The sequence below is a fragment of the Bacillus sp. FSL K6-2971 genome (genome assembly GCF_038006405.1).
GTDB lineage: Bacteria > Bacillota > Bacilli > Bacillales > Bacillaceae > Bacillus > Bacillus pumilus.
On sequence record NZ_JBBOVD010000001.1, the window covers coordinates 3,509,926 to 3,528,061 of the forward strand.

Annotated in this window: 13 protein-coding genes and 1 other annotated feature; of the genes, 7 read left to right on the top strand and 6 right to left on the bottom strand. The window is 41.0% G+C overall.

Features of this window, described 5'->3' with window-relative positions; all coding sequences use genetic code 11:
* Window positions 1-31: 31 nt before the first annotated feature.
* The 3 genes from uvrA to MHI33_RS18805 form a co-directional block, all read right to left on the bottom strand.
* Window positions 32-2,908 carry an excinuclease ABC subunit UvrA gene (uvrA, locus tag MHI33_RS18795; RefSeq protein WP_113768122.1) on the bottom strand — a complete coding sequence of 959 codons (2,877 nt, stop codon included), beginning with the start codon at window positions 2,906-2,908 and terminating at the stop codon, window positions 32-34.
* 7 nt (window positions 2,909-2,915) lie between these two features.
* Window positions 2,916-4,901: an excinuclease ABC subunit UvrB gene (gene uvrB, locus MHI33_RS18800; protein ID WP_340913115.1), complete on the bottom strand. Its 1,986-nt coding sequence runs from the start codon at window positions 4,899-4,901 to the stop codon at window positions 2,916-2,918.
* 295 nt (window positions 4,902-5,196) lie between these two features.
* Window positions 5,197-5,442 (bottom strand): CsbA family protein, encoded by a 246-nt coding sequence (locus tag MHI33_RS18805; RefSeq protein WP_003212837.1) that lies wholly within the window; start codon window positions 5,440-5,442, stop codon window positions 5,197-5,199.
* Between the two features lie 285 nt (window positions 5,443-5,727).
* On the opposite strand from MHI33_RS18805, the gene MHI33_RS18810 reads away from it, so the two are divergent.
* The 6 genes from MHI33_RS18810 (at window position 5,728) to MHI33_RS18835 (ending at window position 13,654) form a co-directional block, all read left to right on the top strand.
* Window positions 5,728-8,259 (top strand): PEP/pyruvate-binding domain-containing protein, encoded by a 2,532-nt coding sequence (locus tag MHI33_RS18810; RefSeq protein ID WP_217012118.1) that lies wholly within the window; start codon window positions 5,728-5,730, stop codon window positions 8,257-8,259.
* 90 nt (window positions 8,260-8,349) lie between these two features.
* Entirely contained in the window at window positions 8,350-8,922 is a 573-nt protein-coding gene (locus MHI33_RS18815; RefSeq protein ID WP_065097949.1) for a TetR/AcrR family transcriptional regulator, read from the top strand.
* A gap of 42 nt (window positions 8,923-8,964) precedes the next feature.
* Complete coding sequence (locus MHI33_RS18820) at window positions 8,965-10,299, top strand: MFS transporter (protein ID WP_217012117.1); 1,335 nt, start codon at window positions 8,965-8,967, stop codon at window positions 10,297-10,299.
* Window positions 10,300-10,575: 276 nt separating this feature from the next.
* On the top strand, window positions 10,576-11,559 hold the full coding sequence (locus tag MHI33_RS18825) for a YncE family protein (protein WP_283923967.1): 984 nt from the start codon (window positions 10,576-10,578) through the stop codon (window positions 11,557-11,559).
* Window positions 11,556-12,242, top strand: coding sequence for a response regulator transcription factor (locus MHI33_RS18830; RefSeq protein WP_113768125.1), 687 nt, complete (start codon window positions 11,556-11,558; stop codon window positions 12,240-12,242). The genes MHI33_RS18825 and MHI33_RS18830 overlap by 4 nt, the downstream gene beginning before the upstream one ends.
* Window positions 12,239-13,654, top strand: a complete 1,416-nt coding sequence (locus MHI33_RS18835; protein ID WP_065097945.1) for a HAMP domain-containing sensor histidine kinase — start codon at window positions 12,239-12,241, stop codon at window positions 13,652-13,654. The genes MHI33_RS18830 and MHI33_RS18835 overlap by 4 nt, the downstream gene beginning before the upstream one ends.
* 212 nt (window positions 13,655-13,866) lie before the next feature.
* Here the strand turns inward: MHI33_RS18835 and MHI33_RS18840 are convergent, their stop codons facing one another.
* Window positions 13,867-15,216 (bottom strand): amino acid permease, encoded by a 1,350-nt coding sequence (locus tag MHI33_RS18840; RefSeq protein WP_003212968.1) that lies wholly within the window; start codon window positions 15,214-15,216, stop codon window positions 13,867-13,869.
* A gap of 75 nt (window positions 15,217-15,291) precedes the next feature.
* Window positions 15,292-15,516, bottom strand: a binding site (T-box leader).
* A 90-nt stretch (window positions 15,517-15,606) separates the two neighbouring features.
* Window positions 15,607-16,281, bottom strand: a complete 675-nt coding sequence (locus tag MHI33_RS18845) for an NAD(P)H-dependent oxidoreductase (protein ID WP_065097944.1) — start codon at window positions 16,279-16,281, stop codon at window positions 15,607-15,609.
* Window positions 16,282-16,507: 226 nt separating this feature from the next.
* Between MHI33_RS18845 and MHI33_RS18850 the strand changes: the two genes are divergently transcribed.
* The gene (locus MHI33_RS18850; protein WP_003213136.1) at window positions 16,508-16,873 is read left to right on the top strand and encodes a winged helix-turn-helix transcriptional regulator; all 366 of its coding nucleotides are present in this window, start codon (window positions 16,508-16,510) and stop codon (window positions 16,871-16,873) included.
* A gap of 10 nt (window positions 16,874-16,883) precedes the next feature.
* Here the strand turns inward: MHI33_RS18850 and MHI33_RS18855 are convergent, their stop codons facing one another.
* On the bottom strand, window positions 16,884-18,071 hold the full coding sequence (locus MHI33_RS18855; protein ID WP_217012115.1) for a PDZ domain-containing protein: 1,188 nt from the start codon (window positions 18,069-18,071) through the stop codon (window positions 16,884-16,886).
* Between the last annotated feature and the right edge of the window lie 65 nt (window positions 18,072-18,136).

The window sequence follows — 18,136 nt, forward strand, 5'->3', positions numbered from 1 at the left end:
CTGAAACCCCTCGATAAAGAGGGGTTTTTTCTTATGACGATGTCACACGTTCCGTTTCTTTGACCAACTGTTTCATTCGTTTACGGTCACGCTCTAAAATAGGCTTTAAGTATCGACCAGTGTAAGAAGCTTTTTCTTTTGCAATTTGCTCAGGAGTCCCTGAGGCAATGATCGTTCCGCCGCCTGCACCGCCCTCTGGTCCGAGATCAACGAGGTAATCAGCAGCCTTAATAATATCAAGGTTGTGCTCAATCACTAGCACCGTATCTCCGTTTTCGACCAAACGCTGAAGCACTTTTAATAAACGGGCAATATCATCCACATGCAGACCTGTTGTCGGCTCGTCTAAAATATAAAGAGACCTTCCGTTTGAACGGCGGTGAAGCTCAGATGCCAATTTCACACGCTGCGCCTCTCCCCCGGACAATGTCGTCGCAGGCTGTCCAAGTGTAATGTACCCTAGTCCAACATCAAAAATCGTTTGAAGCTTCCGCTTAATTTTCGGGATGTTCTCGAAAAATTGGAGTGCGTCCTCCACGGTCATTTCAAGCACATCAGCAATGTTCTTCCCTTTATATGTGACCTCAAGTGTCTCGCGGTTATACCGTTTCCCGTGGCACACCTCACAAGGCACATACACATCAGGTAAAAAGTGCATTTCGATTTTAATGATGCCATCTCCGCGACATGCCTCACAGCGTCCACCTTTGACGTTAAAGCTGAATCTACCTTTTTTATACCCTCGTACCTTTGCTTCATTGGTTTGTGCAAACACATCCCGCACATCATCAAATACGCCTGTATACGTGGCAGGGTTGGATCTCGGCGTACGACCGATTGGAGATTGATCAATATCAATCACCTTATCTAAGTGATCCATTCCTTTGATTTCTTTGTGCTGTCCTGGCTTCGTCTTCGCTCTGTGCAGTTTTTGCGCAAGTGATTTTAATAGAATTTCATTCACAAGCGTACTTTTCCCTGAACCTGACACACCGGTCACAGCTGTAAAGATGCCTAGAGGGAACTTCGCATTGACGTTTTTCAGGTTGTTTTCTTTTGCCCCTTTGATCTCAATGTAGCGGCCGTCAGACTTTCTTCTTTCAATCGGTAGCGGGATAAATTTCTCACCAGATAAATATTGTCCTGTTAAAGATTTCTTGTCCTTCATGACTTCTTCCGGCGTCCCAGCTGAAATCACTTCTCCTCCATGAACTCCTGCTCCAGGTCCAATATCAATCAAATAATCAGCGGCTAGCATTGTATCCTCATCATGCTCTACGACAATGAGGGTATTCCCGATGTCGCGCATGTTTTTCAATGTCCCGATCAACCGGTCATTATCACGCTGATGCAGGCCAATGGATGGTTCATCTAATATATAAAGAACACCCGTCAGCCTTGACCCAATTTGAGTCGCCAGACGAATCCGCTGCGCCTCTCCTCCGGATAGTGTACCAGCCGAGCGGCTCAATGTGAGGTAATCTAATCCCACATTATTTAAAAAGGACAAGCGCTCTTTGATTTCCCGTAAAATGAGCTGGGCAATCTGCAAATCTTTCTCAGACAACTCGATTTCACCATATAAATCAAGGGCATCAGAGACAGACAAATCAGTGATTTCTCCGATATGTTTGCCATTGATCAGAACCGCAAGCGTCTCTTTTTTCAGACGATATCCTTTACATGTCGGACATGGCTGGTTCGCCATATACTTCTCCATTTGCTCACGAATATAATCAGAGCTGGTTTCCCTATAGCGTCGTTCAATGTTACGAAGAACACCTTCAAATTCAATTTCATTTTCACGTACCTGACCAAAATCATTTTCATATTTAAAATAAATCCGTTCAGAGCCGCTGCCATATAAAATTTTATCGAATAAATGCGACGGTATATCTTTCACTGGAATGTCCATGTCGATGCCGTAATGTGTACATACTGCCTCAAGGAGCTGAGGATAGTATTGTGAGCTCTGCGGCTCCCAAGGGGCAATGGCATGCTGTCGTAACGTCAAATCCTTATTAGGAATGACAAGCTCAGGGTCAACTTCTAGTTTAGAGCCAAGCCCATCACAGCTCGGACAGGCACCAAAAGGACTATTGAATGAAAACATTCTTGGCTCAAGCTCACCAATAGAAAATCCGCAGTGCGGACAGGCATGATGTTCACTGAATAACAGCTCTTCTTGTCCAATCACGTCAATCATCACACGGCCTTCACCTAGTCGCAGCGCCGTTTCAAGGGAGTCAGACAGCCGAGCCGCAACGCCTTCCTTCACCACGATTCGATCAATCACGACTTCAATGGAATGCTTCTTGTTCTTTTCAAGCTCGATCTCTTCTGACAGATCTTCCATCTCTCCATCGACTCTTACTCGAACATAGCCCTGCTTTCGAATTTGATCAAGTACTTTAACATGTGTTCCTTTGCGGCCAGATACGACCGGCGCTAGCACTTGCAATTTCGTTCTTTCTGGATATTCTAAAATACGATCTGTCATCTGCTCAATCGTTTGGGACGTAATTTCAATCCCATGTATCGGACAAATAGGTTTCCCAACTCGAGCATACAAGAGTCGTAAATAATCATAGATTTCAGTAACGGTTCCAACTGTTGATCTAGGGTTCCGGCTCGTCGTCTTCTGATCAATACTAATCGCCGGAGAAAGACCTTCAATGGCATCTACATCCGGTTTATCCATTTGACCGAGAAATTGGCGCGCATACGCTGAAAGAGATTCAACGTACCTGCGCTGACCCTCTGCATAAATGGTATCAAAGGCAAGAGACGATTTTCCTGAACCAGATAAACCCGTGATGACCACTAGCTGGTCACGCGGGATATTCACATCAATATTTTTAAGGTTGTGGGCTCTAGCACCTTTCACCTCTATTCGTTCCATAGCCATCAGGCAATCATCCTTCCGCTTTTAGCTCTAGCAATAGATCTCTTAATTCTGCTGCTTTTTCAAAATCAAGCGCTTTTGCTGCATCTTTCATTTCCATCTCGACCTTTTCGATCACTTTTTCTCGTTCTTTTTTGCTCATTTTTGACAGCTTTGGTGCTGCATTTGTTTCATATTCTTCCGATTCTTCATGTATCTTTGTTGCTTTAATGGCATCTCTGATTTTCTTATGGATGGTTTGCGGAGTAATTCCATATTTCTCATTATACGCCTCTTGCTGCTCTCGTCTTCGCTTCGTTTCTTGAATCGCAATATCCATTGATTTGGTCATTTTATCTGCATACATAATGACCCGGCCTTCCGAATTTCTCGCTGCACGGCCTATCGTCTGGATGAGGGATCTTTCAGAGCGTAAGAAGCCTTCTTTATCTGCATCTAAAATCGTCACGAGCGAGACCTCTGGAATATCCAGTCCTTCACGAAGAAGGTTGATTCCCACAAGCACATCATATTTTCCGAGACGTAAATCGCGAATAATCTCAATCCGCTCAAGGGTCTTAATTTCTGAATGCAGATAATTGACCTTGATTCCGATCTCTTTTAAGTAATCTGTAAGATCCTCAGACATTTTCTTCGTCAGCGTCGTCACAAGCAAACGTTCATTTTTCTCAACCCGCGCATGAATTTCTCCAATTAAGTCATCAATTTGCCCTTCAATCGGACGCACTTCAATGATTGGATCAAGTAAACCTGTTGGACGAATAATTTGTTCCACAACCTCTGGGGTTTTCTCAAGCTCGTAAGGACCAGGAGTGGCAGATACATGTACAATATGATTAATATGCTTTTCAAACTCATCAAAGGTGAGCGGTCTGTTATCAAGTGCTGAAGGCAGACGGAATCCGTGATCAACCAACACTTGCTTTCTTGCTTGGTCCCCGTTGTACATCGCGCGTATTTGCGGTATTGTCACATGTGACTCATCGACAACAATCATAAAATCATCTGGGAAATAATCAAGCAATGTGTAGGGTGTTGAACCAGGAGGACGCAAGGTTAGGTGCCTTGAGTAGTTCTCGATTCCTGAACAAAAGCCCATTTCTCTCATCATCTCAAGGTCATATCTTGTCCGCTGCTCAAGACGCTGCGCTTCTAGCAATTTTTCATTATCTCGAAGTTTTTCGAGCTGCTCTTCAAGCTCTTGTTCAATATTAATAATTGCTTTTTCCATTTTTTCTTCTCTTGTGACGAAGTGAGATGCTGGGAAAATAGCCACATGCTCACGATCACCGAGTATTTCTCCAGTCAGTGCATCCACTTCACGAATACGTTCAATTTCATCACCGAAAAACTCCACTCTGATACAATGCTCATCACGTGAAGCAGGGAAAATTTCAACGACGTCTCCTCGTACTCGGAAGGTTCCGCGCTGAAAATCTATATCATTACGAGAATACTGAATGTCCACCAGCTTACGAAGAAGCTGATTGCGTTCAATCTCCATTTCAGTACGTAAAGACAGCACAAGCTCTCGATATTCCTCTGGCGAACCTAAGCCATAAATACAGGAGACACTGGCAATGATAATGACATCTCTCCGCTCAAATAACGAGGACGTAGCAGAGTGTCTCAGTTTATCAATCTCATCATTGATGCTGGCATCCTTTTCAATAAATGTATCAGTCTGAGGCACGTACGCCTCTGGTTGGTAATAATCATAGTAACTCACAAAATATTCGACAGCATTATTCGGAAAGAATTCCTTGAACTCGCTGTATAGCTGACCGGCAAGTGTCTTGTTATGCGCAATGACAAGTGTCGGTTTGTTCACTTCTTTGATCAGGTTGGATACAGTAAAGGTCTTTCCCGTACCTGTAGCACCTAACAGCGTTTGATGCTGTTTTCCCTGATGGATCCCCTCAACAAGCTTTTCAATCGCCTTCGGCTGGTCTCCTTGGGGCTGATAGTTAGAAACTAATTCAAAGCGGTCACTCACATCAAAGCCTCCGTTTCGTTACGAAATCTATCTAATGAATATATTATCATAAAAGAACACAAAAATACGAACTAAAGTTCGGCTCTTGCTTGATTTTTATTTCCAATACAGTCATACCCTCTCTTCAATACCAAATAACCCTCTTGCGAAAACCTTCCTTTCAGTATGGAACATTTCGGTGAGAGATATTCGATGAGCAGAAAAAGAGCACAAAAAGAAAGCTGCACTCACTATAATTCGTAAGCACAGCTTATAAAACGTCATCTTTCTGCCTAACACGCTCTTGATGATGATATCAATGATTTTTTTCAGCCTTTTCTCTCTTTTCAATTTCTTTTTTAGCCATATATAATGCCCCAGCTACTAAAGAAATGATATCTAATCCCACAATAAAGTAGGTTTCTGTATAGCCCTTCATGTACGAGGCAAATAAAAGCGCTGCTGTTAATGCAATGCCCACATAATGATTATAAGTAACCTTTGAAAATAAAATAACGAGCAGGAAAGGAAAAACAAGTGCAAATATGGCTTTTGTAATCACATAAACCCTCCCTCTTCTTGGTCTACTCCCTTGATTATAGTAAAGATTGGCATATTGAACAATTCACAGTTTTCAATTTCACCTATTTTTCTTTCTGTTCGGAGACTTTTGTTATAGATATAGAAGGAAATTAGTGAGAATGTCCCCTTTGTAAAGATAGGTCTTTCCGTCTTTGACAGTAACATCCAATAAATCCTATGATTAAAAATGATAGTGCGCACTATCATTTTAAAAACAATAGAGAGATAGACAAACCATTGGCTATTTGGATAAGGGGGCATTCCCATGTATTCAGTTTTATTTCATGCGGCTGAAGAATCCGCAGCACTCGCAGGGGCAAAAGGCCTGAATTTAATCAAATTAAACAATCACGGCCTGCCAGTCCCAGATGGATTTATTATCAAAACCAACAGCTTTTCAAGCTTTCTTTCATATCACAACCTGCACCAAACTGAACAAAACCTTGCTGACAAAATCAAAAAAGCATCGTTCCCTTCTCAAATGGAAGCAGAACTCCTTTCGTCCTTTCAATCATTGCGGAAGACTTATCCCTCAGTTGCAGTTCGATCCTCTTCTGTTGCTGAAGATCTCGAAGGCGCCTCATTTGCAGGACAGTACGAGACCTATTTAAATATCAAAACAAATGAAGAATTCTTACAAGCTGTCAAAGAATGCTGGTCTTCTTATTTTGAAGCGAGAGTGACAGAATATAAGGAAGAGATGGGTGAAAACGAGGAAGAGATGCCGCTCATGGCTGTTGTCGTTCAAGGATTGATCCATTCTGACGTCTCCGGTGTCATCTTTAGTGAAAATCCCGTAACAGGAAAAACAAATGAAATGATGCTCACAGCAAGCTACGGACTAGGAGAAGCAATCGTCTCCGGGATTGTGACACCAGACACATTTATTGTAGACAAAGAGACACTTTCTATTGAAAAATCACTTGGAACGAAAGAACTGCAAATTGTACCTTATCAAGAAGGTGTCATTGAACAATCAGTAACTGAGGAAATGGCTGGTCAGTTTTGCCTGAATGATGACCAATTAGTAGAAATCACGCAAATCACCAAACAAGTAGAAGCACTTTATGGTCATAGCGTCGATATCGAATTTGGAATAGCAAATGGCACATTTTATTTACTTCAAGCCAGGCCGATTACTACAGCCCTCTCAAAAGCAGCAGATGAGACAGCGGGCGCTTCTTTTCAAATGCAGCCAGACGAGCTGCAGGATTTCTGGATCTCAATGGACGATCATATGCCGGGCCCAACAAGTCCTCTCTTTTCAAGTCTGATCATCCCAGCATTAAAAAGCGGTATGAAGAAAAATGGTGAAAAATATCAAGTGCCTGATCTGAATATTAAAGATATCAAGCTTTATAGAGGTCACCTGTATTCATCACCGTCCCTGCCTGAAGCGAGTGCAGAAACTGCACCAGTTTTTGATGAGAGCATATTTGAGTTATTTCCACATTTAAGTGAACGTATGTATGAGATTTTAGAGAAAAATTTCTTTCCCTTTTATGAAAAACTCGATCGCCAAATGAAGGAACCGATGACCATTGAAGACGCCATCGTCGGCTTCGAAAAATTAAAGACTTTTTATATACAAGCATACGATGATCATTTTGATATTGTCATACCTCAAGTCATTTTATCGACTATGATTGAAGACATGCTTGTGACGTATACTGGTGATCAATCACAAGTGATCCTGCTGCATGAGATGATGATAGGCGTGATGAACAAATCTCTTGAAACAGACAAGAAGCTATCTGATTTTGCAAAGAGTGTCCTTCAAGATACTGAACTTCATCAAGCGTTTATGAAGCATGAAAAGAACCCAGAGCTGCTTGATGCACTCACTCAATCGGAAAAAGGCAGACACTTCATTTCGGAATTAGAGGAATTTCTTCAAGTCTATGGCTGGCGATCTGTTAAAAGTCATGATCTTACGGAGGAGACATGGGCGGAAAACCCTGAGTTTATACTAGATATCATCAGAAACAACATTCAACACCAATGTGATTTTGATGAAGAATTTGCACAAGCCGTCATCAAAAGACAAGAGACATATGAACATTTTATGAGCCAAGTGAAGGATGAAGCGTTTAAAACGAAATTTGAGACACTTTATCAATTTGCTCTACAGGCCGCTAATATCCGTGACGATCACCACTTCTACATTGATGCCATGTTAGATGCTAAAGCCAGGGTATATCTATTAAAAATTGGTGAACTTCTTGTACAAAAAGGAGCGATTCCTCATCAAGAAGATCTATGGTATCTCTACGATGAGGAGGTACACACAGCGCTCACAACGTCTACAACATTTGATACGGTCATCGCACAAAGAAAAATTGACACGAAAGAAAATGAAGCCATTCAGCCACCAGCTTATATGGGCACCCCAACTGAATCTGAATTGCAGCAAGTAGAAAGAATGCTCGGTTCATTAAGAGAAAATGAAAACAACACAAGCGATATGATCTATGGAATTGGCGCATCTAGCGGTATTGTTTCTGGAAGAGTAAAAGTCATTACATGTGCTGAGGAATTCTCACAATTTCAAAAGGATGATATTTTAGTTTGCAAAACAACCACACCTTTATGGACGAGCTTATTTAGAGATGCAAAAGCAGTCATAACCGATGCTGGAGGCATTTTGTCTCATTCAGCTATTATTGCTAGAGAGTATATGATGCCAGCTGTCCTAGGTACCCGAATAGCGACTGAAACACTTCAATCCGGTGACCTTGTGACAGTAGATGGAAGCAATGGACGCATTCAGATATTAAAACAGCATGCACGTGCCTAACTTTATCATTTTGGATCATATTGGCGGTCATAGGTTTTATCGGTATACTTACTTTGTTGCAAACACATTCATGACCTGAGGTGAGTATGCTTGTTAAAATCTACAAATCAACGAATCATTCGCGCAACAATGGATTTATTAACTGAAAAGGGCTATCAAAAAACCACAACCAAAGAAATAGCCACAAAAGCGAATGTCAGTGAAGCGACTATTTTCCGCAACTTTAAAAACAAACGCGGCGTCATTGCTGCCATTATGAAAATGAAATCAACACCGACAAAAACCTTAGAAGCAGAATTTAAAGGCGATTTACACACCGATTTAAAGTTTCTCGGTTCATATTTCCTTGAAGATTTAACTTCAAAAAAAGAATTTATTTATATCAGCATGCGAGAACCGGCTATGTTTAAAGATTTGACTAGTCATGAAAAAATTTATCCTCAAGAACTAAGGGAAATGCTGATGCAATATTTCAAAAAGATGAGTGCTCAGCATCATCTCTTAAATGGAAAAGAAGACATTTATGCAGACATTTTCATTAGTACGTATTTCGGTTTTTTTATTCAGCAGCTTGAGCAAGACTTCCAGCTCGTATTAACACAAAAAGATGATTTTATTGAGACATACACACACATTTTCATGAGAGGAATTTCTCCCGCTTAAAGGGTGGAATTCTTCTTTTTTCCAAAAGGTGGTATACACACATTGAAATTGCAAAAAGAGAGTTTGATCATCTATTCTTTGTTACTTGGAGCTATACTAGTTCCGGTCAACTCAACGATGATCGCAGTCGCTTTATCATCCATATCAACTTATTATGATCAATCCATTTCAAACATTACTTGGGTTGTCACGATTTATCTTATTGTCATGGCGGTCACCCAGCCTATCGCTGGTAAGTTAGGAGATATATACGGACACCGCCGCATGTATTTAACCGGAGTGACACTCTTTTTAATCGGCTCGATTGGCTGTGCTTTAGCACCTAATCTAGCATTTCTCATCATTTTTCGCTCCATTCAAGCAGCTGGCGGGGCTATTTTAACACCGAATAGCATTGCTTTAATTCGTGGAACAGTCTCACCCGAAAAACTGTCTAAAACAATGGGTTACTTTGGATTTGGTGCTGGTATTGGTGCCGCACTTGGGCCTTTTCTTGGATCGATTCTCATTCAGAGTTTTGATTGGCATTCCATATTCTTAGTGAATATCCCATTCCTATTTCTTACACTAGTCACCGGCGTTTTACTCATTCCAAACATAAAGCATACACGCATACACGCAAGGGTAGATATGATCGGTTCATTGTATTTAACCATCGGAATTGCCACAGTCATTCTATGCACAAAAAGCCAGCTACTAAATGAATATTTAATTTATGGCATTCTAGCATTGATTGTCATTCCTTTATTCTTTAAACATGTACGGAAAGTAAAGAATCCGATCATCGATTTGTCCCTATTTAAAAACAGTTCATTTACAAATGCGAATCTGTCGATCATGCTAAGTAATTTTGTGATGTATGCCATCCTTCTCATTATGCCGCTGTTTATGGAACAGCAACTTGCCTTTTCTCATACACAAAGCGGTATGATTCTATCGGTATTTTCTCTTTGTATGTCTCTTAGCGGTTTATTAGGCGCAAGACTCCATCCAAAAAAAGGCGCGAAAAAAATGATTCGCTTTTCATTTCTCTGCCTTACTTTAACAGGCATCATGTTAATTACACTGAGTCAGTACCCAACCTTACCACTGCTGATCGTGACACTAGTCGCAGGTGGAATTTCATCAGGGATTGGTATGACCAGTATGCAGATGGCTTCTTTAACAGCTGTTGATCAAAGTTTATCTGGTTCGGCATCTGGTATTTTCTCAACCTTTCGATATTTTGGCAGTATCATTTCGTCGACTTTGATTGGTATCATGAGTGGTTTCCAACCTTTATTTATTGTATTAATGGGCGCAGGAATCCTCGGCTTCCTTTTATCCCAACGCGTCAAAACGAAATCTACCTCTCCATCATCTGGGCATTCTGCCTAATGACTCCCTGCGCTCTATGTCGATTTAGAGCGGGGGAGTTTTCATTATTTTTATCACTGTAAGCTATAGCTGGCACAGGAATCAAATATTGAAAATCCTTTTTTAAAGAGGAAAAAAAGCCATATGACTAGACAAAAAAGGAACTTTAAATCGAATTGTCCTCATTCATCCACCTAAGATCTGTTTTTCAACTCTTTCAGCATTGATAACTTCGATTTTTTTTCACAATTTTTGTGGTATGCTTTTTGAAAATAGAGGACGCAAAGGAGCGGAAGAATGGAACGTGTAAAATATGTTTTGATCTATTTATCAGCTCTATTGTTATTCATGTCAGGCTGTGGAAAAGACCAGCAGTTTACTCCACCTGGCAGCTCTCAATTGATCGCGGTCATCTCTCAATTAAAAAAAGCCTCCTTTTCAATAGTTGATTTACAAAAGAATAAAATGATCTCTTCCGTTGATTTAAAACATCCGCTCACTGATCTTATCCAAATCAACAAAGACGTCATCATCGCAACTAGTAAAGAAGGAGAATCGCTTATCGAAATTAATTTAAAAAAAGGTACAGCAACAGATTATATGGATGTGAATAAAGGGCTGACTTCCCTTACATATGATGCAGCTTCTCACACCTTAATTGCAGCGGATTCACAGAAAAATGTCGTTTATTTTATTGATACGCAGCGTAAAAAAATAAAAGCAACTGTGAAGACCGGAAAGTTACCTTCTTCTATGACACTTTCTCCGTCAGGTACTTTATTTGTTTTAAATGCAGAAAGTCATACTGTCTCTGTCATAGATATTGAGAAGGAAAAACATATACGTACGTTCTCTGTACTTGAACGACCTTCTGGTATTCATTTTGATGGACAATCCATTTGGATCGGTGGTCACGGTAAACCAGGCACCTTAAATAAGAGCATTTTTGCTTACGACCCTCAAACAGGTAAAAAACAGCGAGAAATAAAACTAGGCGTTATGCCTGTTGCATTCTTTTCAGAGAAAAATTCTTCTACTTTATATGTACTTTGTCATGGAGATCATACGCTATACAAAGTAGATACAGAGACGAATAAGCAGCTTGCTTCTGTTGAAACTGGTCAAAATCCGAATTATATCACCGCTGATACCACATCAATATATGTGAGTAACTTAGATGACAATTCAGTATCAATTATCGATAAACATACATTCATGATGAAAAATCGACTGAATGTCCCATCAGGACCTTATGCTATCGTGTTGGAGGAAAAGAAATGAAAGAACAAATGCATATTTTAATCGTAGACGATGAGTTCGATATGCTTGAGTTAATCGGGTCCTTCTTAAAAAGACAAGGCTTTCACATCATCACAGCTAGTAATGGATTGGATGCCTTACGTCAGCTTGAAAAAGAACCTGTTGACCTTGTAGTACTAGATATCATGATGCCTGATATGGATGGATTTGAAGTCTGCCAGCGTATTCGACAAACTTCTCAAATCCCCATCTTATTCTTAACAGCTAGAAGTTATGAGGAAGATCGAATTAGAGGCCTAGAAATTGGTGCGGATGACTACATCATGAAGCCTTTCAGTCTACGTGAGCTTGCAGCAAGAATTGAAACAACTTTGAGACGAATTAGAGGTCTTTCGCTAAAGCGCAGCCGCATACAGTTTGGTGACATGGAGATTGATCAGGATGGTAGACAAGTCTATATCCATCAGGAGCCCATTAATTTAACTAGAAGAGAATTCGATTTGCTCATGTTTCTTTTACTCAATCAAGGCCAAGTGTTTTCACGAGAACAGCTCTATCAAAAATTGTGGGAATCACATTCTACTAGCGGCTCTTTACGAACAGTCGATACACATATCAAAACGCTGAGACTGAAATTAAAGGGAGCGGAACGGCATATAAAAACCGTTTGGGGTGTCGGCTATAAGTTTGAGGAGGAAGAATGAAGCCTTTATCGATTAAAAAGAAAGTGCTCTTCTTAATCCTTGTAGTGACCGGAATCGTTGCTGCCTCAGCTCTTGCCCTCACCTATTACTTATACCAGCACTTATATGTTGATAAGCAGATTGATTCCTTAAGTTTACAAGGTAAAAAGCTGGCACAAATCTATCATCAACACGGGAAAGATACGTATTTTACCGATAGAATAAAATGGGCTAACGACTCGAGTCAGGCGAACATTATTTTTACAGATGACCCAATGGAACTTTCAAGTGGTCTTCCTTTTGATACGAACACAAATGATAACCTCATCACGTTCAAGGAACGCCAAAAGCTCCTTCAAGGGGAAACCGTCGTGTTGATTAGAGAACACTCACAGTTTCATCAAGATATTCTTGGCATCGCCATCCCTGTCTTCTCAAGCAAAGATGAGCTATCAGGGACAATTTTTCTATCCATGCCCTTATCGGATGTATATGAACCCTTTGTCCAAATCAGATTGACACTTGGCATATCCATTTTATTAATTCTGCTCCTGATTTTCTTTATCGGATATAAAAGCTCCAATAAAGTCGTTCGGACAATTAATCAAATGAAAGAAATTGCAATGGAAATGGAATCTGGCGATTTTTCAAAACGGATGGCTGTGACCAAAAACGGAGATGAATTAAACCAGCTGGGCCGCTCTTTTAACAAACTGTCTTCTACCCTTGAAAAAGTTGAGCAGCACCGCAGGGAATTTCTTGCGAATGTCTCCCACGAACTTCGAACTCCGCTAAGTTATATGAAAGGATATGCTGAAGGTATTGAAGAAGGGATTATTGATCAAAAAAAAGGAATGCACATCATCCAGGATGAGGCCGCTCGTTTAAGCCGGCTTGTGCACGATCTTTTAGACCTTGCGCAGCTAGAAGGAGATTCTTATCCACTAACGATGGAGCCAATCGTCTTTGCTCAACTGATTCATGACGTTCTTGATCAAATGGCATTTATCGCTAATCAAAAGGGCATTTATCTGAAACGGACACTTGATGAGGATTGTATTGTGTATGGCGATAGCGATCGACTGCAACAAGTGGTTCGTAATTTACTGGACAATGCCATTCATTACACTCCCTCTGGAAAATCGGTCTCGATTGAATTACTAGTTCACCAACATAAAGCTGAATTGAGAGTGACAGATGAGGGCAATGGCATTCCAAAAGAAGACCTTCCACATGTTTCTGAGCGATTTTACCGAGTAAATAAGGCACGTACGAGAAAAGATGGCGGCTCAGGCCTTGGACTAGCTATTGTCTATCAAATCATGAAAAAACATCATGGCACGTTCGATATTCAATCTGAGCCAGGATACGGTACGACAGCCATCATCCAGCTGCCAAATACTCCAATCGATGAAGACCTGCATACGATATAACCAATTAGATTTTGTAGGTAAGGTCATTCGTTTCATCCAAATATACGCATCAGTCGCCTAAATTTGAACAGCTATTTTCAGCCCCTTTTTGATCATCTACTTTTATGCATCAATTCCTTTCAAAAGGATAGTCGATTGCTTTCGTTCAAACAATAAAACTGCATTAAAAAAAGCGTGCGAGACCTTCTTCAAAAGTCCTGCACGCTTTTAAATTAAACAGCTGTTTCAAACCGCTTTCTATTGATGAAGAAAGAAAGCGTGATGATGAGATAGATACCCATTGTGACCAAGGTTTGGACAATCGGAGTTGTTGATACTACTCCAATAAAAATGGCAATGATCGCAATGACAGAAAACCATGTTGTGAAAGGATACAGCTTGACGCGATATCCTCCTGGTGCTGCTACGCTTCGAGACTTTAGATGCCCGACAGCAATAATAAACCAGATGAATAAGACCGTGTAGCTTAAAGATCCCATTAAATAATTAAAGGTTTGACTTCCTACAAAAAGAGAGATTAATACGGCTGCATACAAAGTAGATGTACATACTAGAATCGCTCTGACTGGCACCTGCTGTTTCGACAGCTTCGAAAAGCCCTTCCATATACGGCCATCCATTGCCTGTGTAAATAGTACCCTTGAAGAAGCATACAGACCAGAGTTCATAGAAGACAAGATCGCTAATAAAATAATCCCGTTCATGATATCACTTGCATATGGCACACCAATCGTTGCAAACACCGTGACAAATGGGCTCACTTGTTCATTGTTTACTTGATTCCAAGGAATTAAGCTGACGATGATGAAGAACGGAAGTACATAAAAACCGATGATTCGTACAAATGTACTTTGAATGGCTTTTGGGATGACTTTTTCAGGGTTTTTCGTTTCTGCTAATGTAACCCCAATCATTTCAGTTCCGCCATATGAATACACGACCACCAGCATTGCCGCAATTAAGCCGCCTGTTCCATTCGGGAAAAATCCTCCGTGTTCGGTTAAGTTGGATAATCCCGGTGCTGCATGCTGTCCGAATGAGACAAACAGCATCGTTAACCCAATGATAATAAATAAAAGAATGACAGCAATTTTAATAGAAGCTAACCAGTACTCTGTCTCAGCAAACATTTTGACTGAACAAACATTGATCAATGTCACAACAAGTGAAATGATTAACACAAGTGTCCAAATCGGTACTTGCGGGAACCAGTACTGAATAAAGATTGCAGACACGATCGCTTCTGCTGCAATGTTCAACACCCACATTTTCCAATAGATCCAATCTAAGAAATAGGCGGGGTATTTGCCTAACACAGGTTCAATTAAATCACGGAATGTTCTAGCGCCAGGTCGTGCAACCGTCATTTCGGCAAGTCCTTGCATAATAAATAATAAAATAAGACCACCAATCATATATGCCAAAATGACAGCAGGACCCGCGATATCAATGGCAGAACTGCTTCCTTTAAACAGACCAGCACCGATGGCTCCGCCAAGTGCGAGCATCATGATATGCCTTGACGTCATTGTTCGTTTTAACTGCACATGTTCCTTTTCCATTTTCTATAGCTCCTTTAAATTTGAATCTTCAGACAAATATAAGATAAAAGCATATAAAAAGGCCAGTCATCTCCTTGAAGAGACGACTGACCTTGCAACCGCGTTACCACTCTTATTGACTCAGACATAGCTGAATCCAACTTGAAACCCGATAACGGAGGTCACACGTAAAGACTTACTATTCATTCAGTCTTGCCGCTCCTTGAGCGAGTTCAATGATCCGTTTTACTGCGTTGCACCAACCCGCAGCTCTCTTAGAAAACGGATATTCATTTACTATTCTCAAGTCAAAGCGTTTTATAGTCAATTTGTCTATTTATAAAAGATTTTATTTTTTAAATATACTGACTAACCACGCAATTGTCAACAGCCTTTTTCAGACATTTTCTTTTAACGAATCCAAACGGCTACTTCATCCATTGGACGACGCGTTTTGCCGCGCTTTGGCTCAATGACTCGATACCCAAAGGCAGCCATGACAGAGATGTCGTACTGACCATCTTCAAGTAATCCTTCTTCCTCAAGCATACGATGAATTTCATCGTAGCTGAATCCCTCAACAGGGCATGAATCAATGCCGATTTGTGCCGCGGCTGTCATCATATTTCCAAGGGCAATATACGTTTGTTTGGAAGCCCAATCGAAGAGCGTACGGTCAGTTTCCATCAAATGAAGATCATTCTCTTGGAATTGTTTGTAGCGTTCTTTTACCATCTCAAACGTTTCGTCTGTCATTCCCTTGATTTCCTTGTTGATGTATTCTGCATATGGTGAATCATACCGGGCGTCTGTTCTTGCCAAAATGATCACAAAATGGCTGGCAGTTGGAAGCTGCTTTTGCGCACCCCATGTATATTCTTTTAATTTCTCTCTAAATGCTTCATTTTGAACGACGAGGAACTTCCAAGGCTCAAATCCGACAGAGCTTGGGGAAAGTCTTCCTGTTTCTAAAATGAACGAAAAATCATCTTCTGGAATCTTTTTCGCCGGATCAAACTCTTTTGTCGCATGACGGAATTCAAACGCCTCTATGATTTCTTTTTTTAATTGCTCTTTGTCTCTCATGGTATTCATCCTTTCTAGTGAACGATTAGGGTGTGTTTCATCAATCCAATTTCTTTCCATTCCCATATAGAAATTGTTATGATAAGAAAACAAACAGCCCGAATGTGTGATGTGATACCTCTATGTTAAAAGAAAAGTTTCCTTTGATTCAAGTACGCACATTTTTGTTCGTTAGTTACAATCATGTTCGTTTATCACCCATTTCGTCTTAGAAAGGAGTGTAAAAATGAGTGCACCATCCAATCCAGTCAGTATTGTCAATCATGGCTGTCCCGTTTCAACCACCTCGAGTGTAATAGGTGGAAAATGGAAAGGAGTGATCCTTTATCATTTGACTTGCGGTCCAAAACGATACAACGAATTACGCCGGCTTCTGCCAAGAATTTCTCAGCGTGTTCTTACGCTGCAATTGCGCGAGCTAGAACAAGACGGCGTTGTTCACAGAGAAGTCTATGAGGAGGTCCCTCCTCGTGTCGAATATTCACTCACTTCTCTAGGAGATACGTTAAAGCCTATCATCTTCGCTATGCGTGAATGGGGCGAATCCTATGGAAAAGAAGCGCGCCCAAAAGAAAAAAGCTGCCATCTCTAGCAGCTTTTTTTTATGATGAAATCGCCGTTGATTCTTGCTGTGGATCATCCTTCACAAACAGGATGCCAAGCTGATGATGCTCCCCTTCGTAAGAAGCGCGTTTCTCAAACCTTGTCTGACCATTCAAGCCAATGATCTCAAGCTTTGTCAGAGCACGATTGGTTTGAAGGGCTTCGTAAAATTCCGAAACGGTTTTGACTTCAATTCCATTCACCTTTGTAATGACTTCTCCGATCTCAAGCTTTAAATCAGTTGCAGGTGTATTCGGAATGATTCCCAGCACCATTAGCCCTTGATTACGCTTAGAGAAGTAGAATGGAGCCGCATTGTCGTTGACTCTCTGTTTCCATGAAAGGAAAGCTCTTCCGGCAATCGCTATTAATACAGCTGCCCATGCAATCGGCGTAAACCAAATACTTGCAGCACCTAGTAAAGCAACAGCGAGTCCAAGTATGAGAATACGCCGTGCCGTAATTTGAATGCTCACAATTGGCAGCGATCCTTGAATCCGCTGCCCGAAACCGATGATGTATGGAATCAAAATAAATGAAAAGCTTTGATCGTGTACTTGAAGCACCGGCCACCATGGCAGAGAAGAAGTAAATTCACCTGCCGGCATCAGCAAAACAAGCGGTAAAAGCCACAGACGGTTTGCCCGCTGCTGGCCAATCAAAAGTCCTCTCGCACTCATCACCATTGCAGGCGATGTTCGTAAATGCGCCGTTCGATAGGCTAGAATCCCCTCGGTCATTAATAAAAGACCTAGCAGAATAACAACGGCTGATGCATTCATCATTGAGAGCTGCGGCAGCCATGAATGACTCACTTGGAAATACATGAGTCCTAGTGCCGCAATAAAACTGAAACCGAGTGTGTATGCAGACGAAAGCGCACTCGCCTTAAAGAATAAAGAGCAAACGATGGTCATCGCTGCAATCAGCACGATGAATCCAGGTGGGAGGGCAATCCCTAAGCCTACTGAAATGACGGATAGGCAAATTCCTAGAATCCATCCTTTTGAATATGTAAATTTAAGTTCATCGTATACATCTTCTATTCTTGTTTGAAACGCTTTTCTCTCCCGCTTTACGCGGATGTAGCCATGTAACAGGCTGATTAATATCATGAAATAAAAAAGAGGGTGGATTAAAAACAGACCGACCGCTTTTAATCCAGCTCCCATCCACTCCGAGCTCATTATCGTTCACCGCCCAAGTCAAGCATTTTCTCTTATTCTATCAAATAAATCGATGCTTGACACCA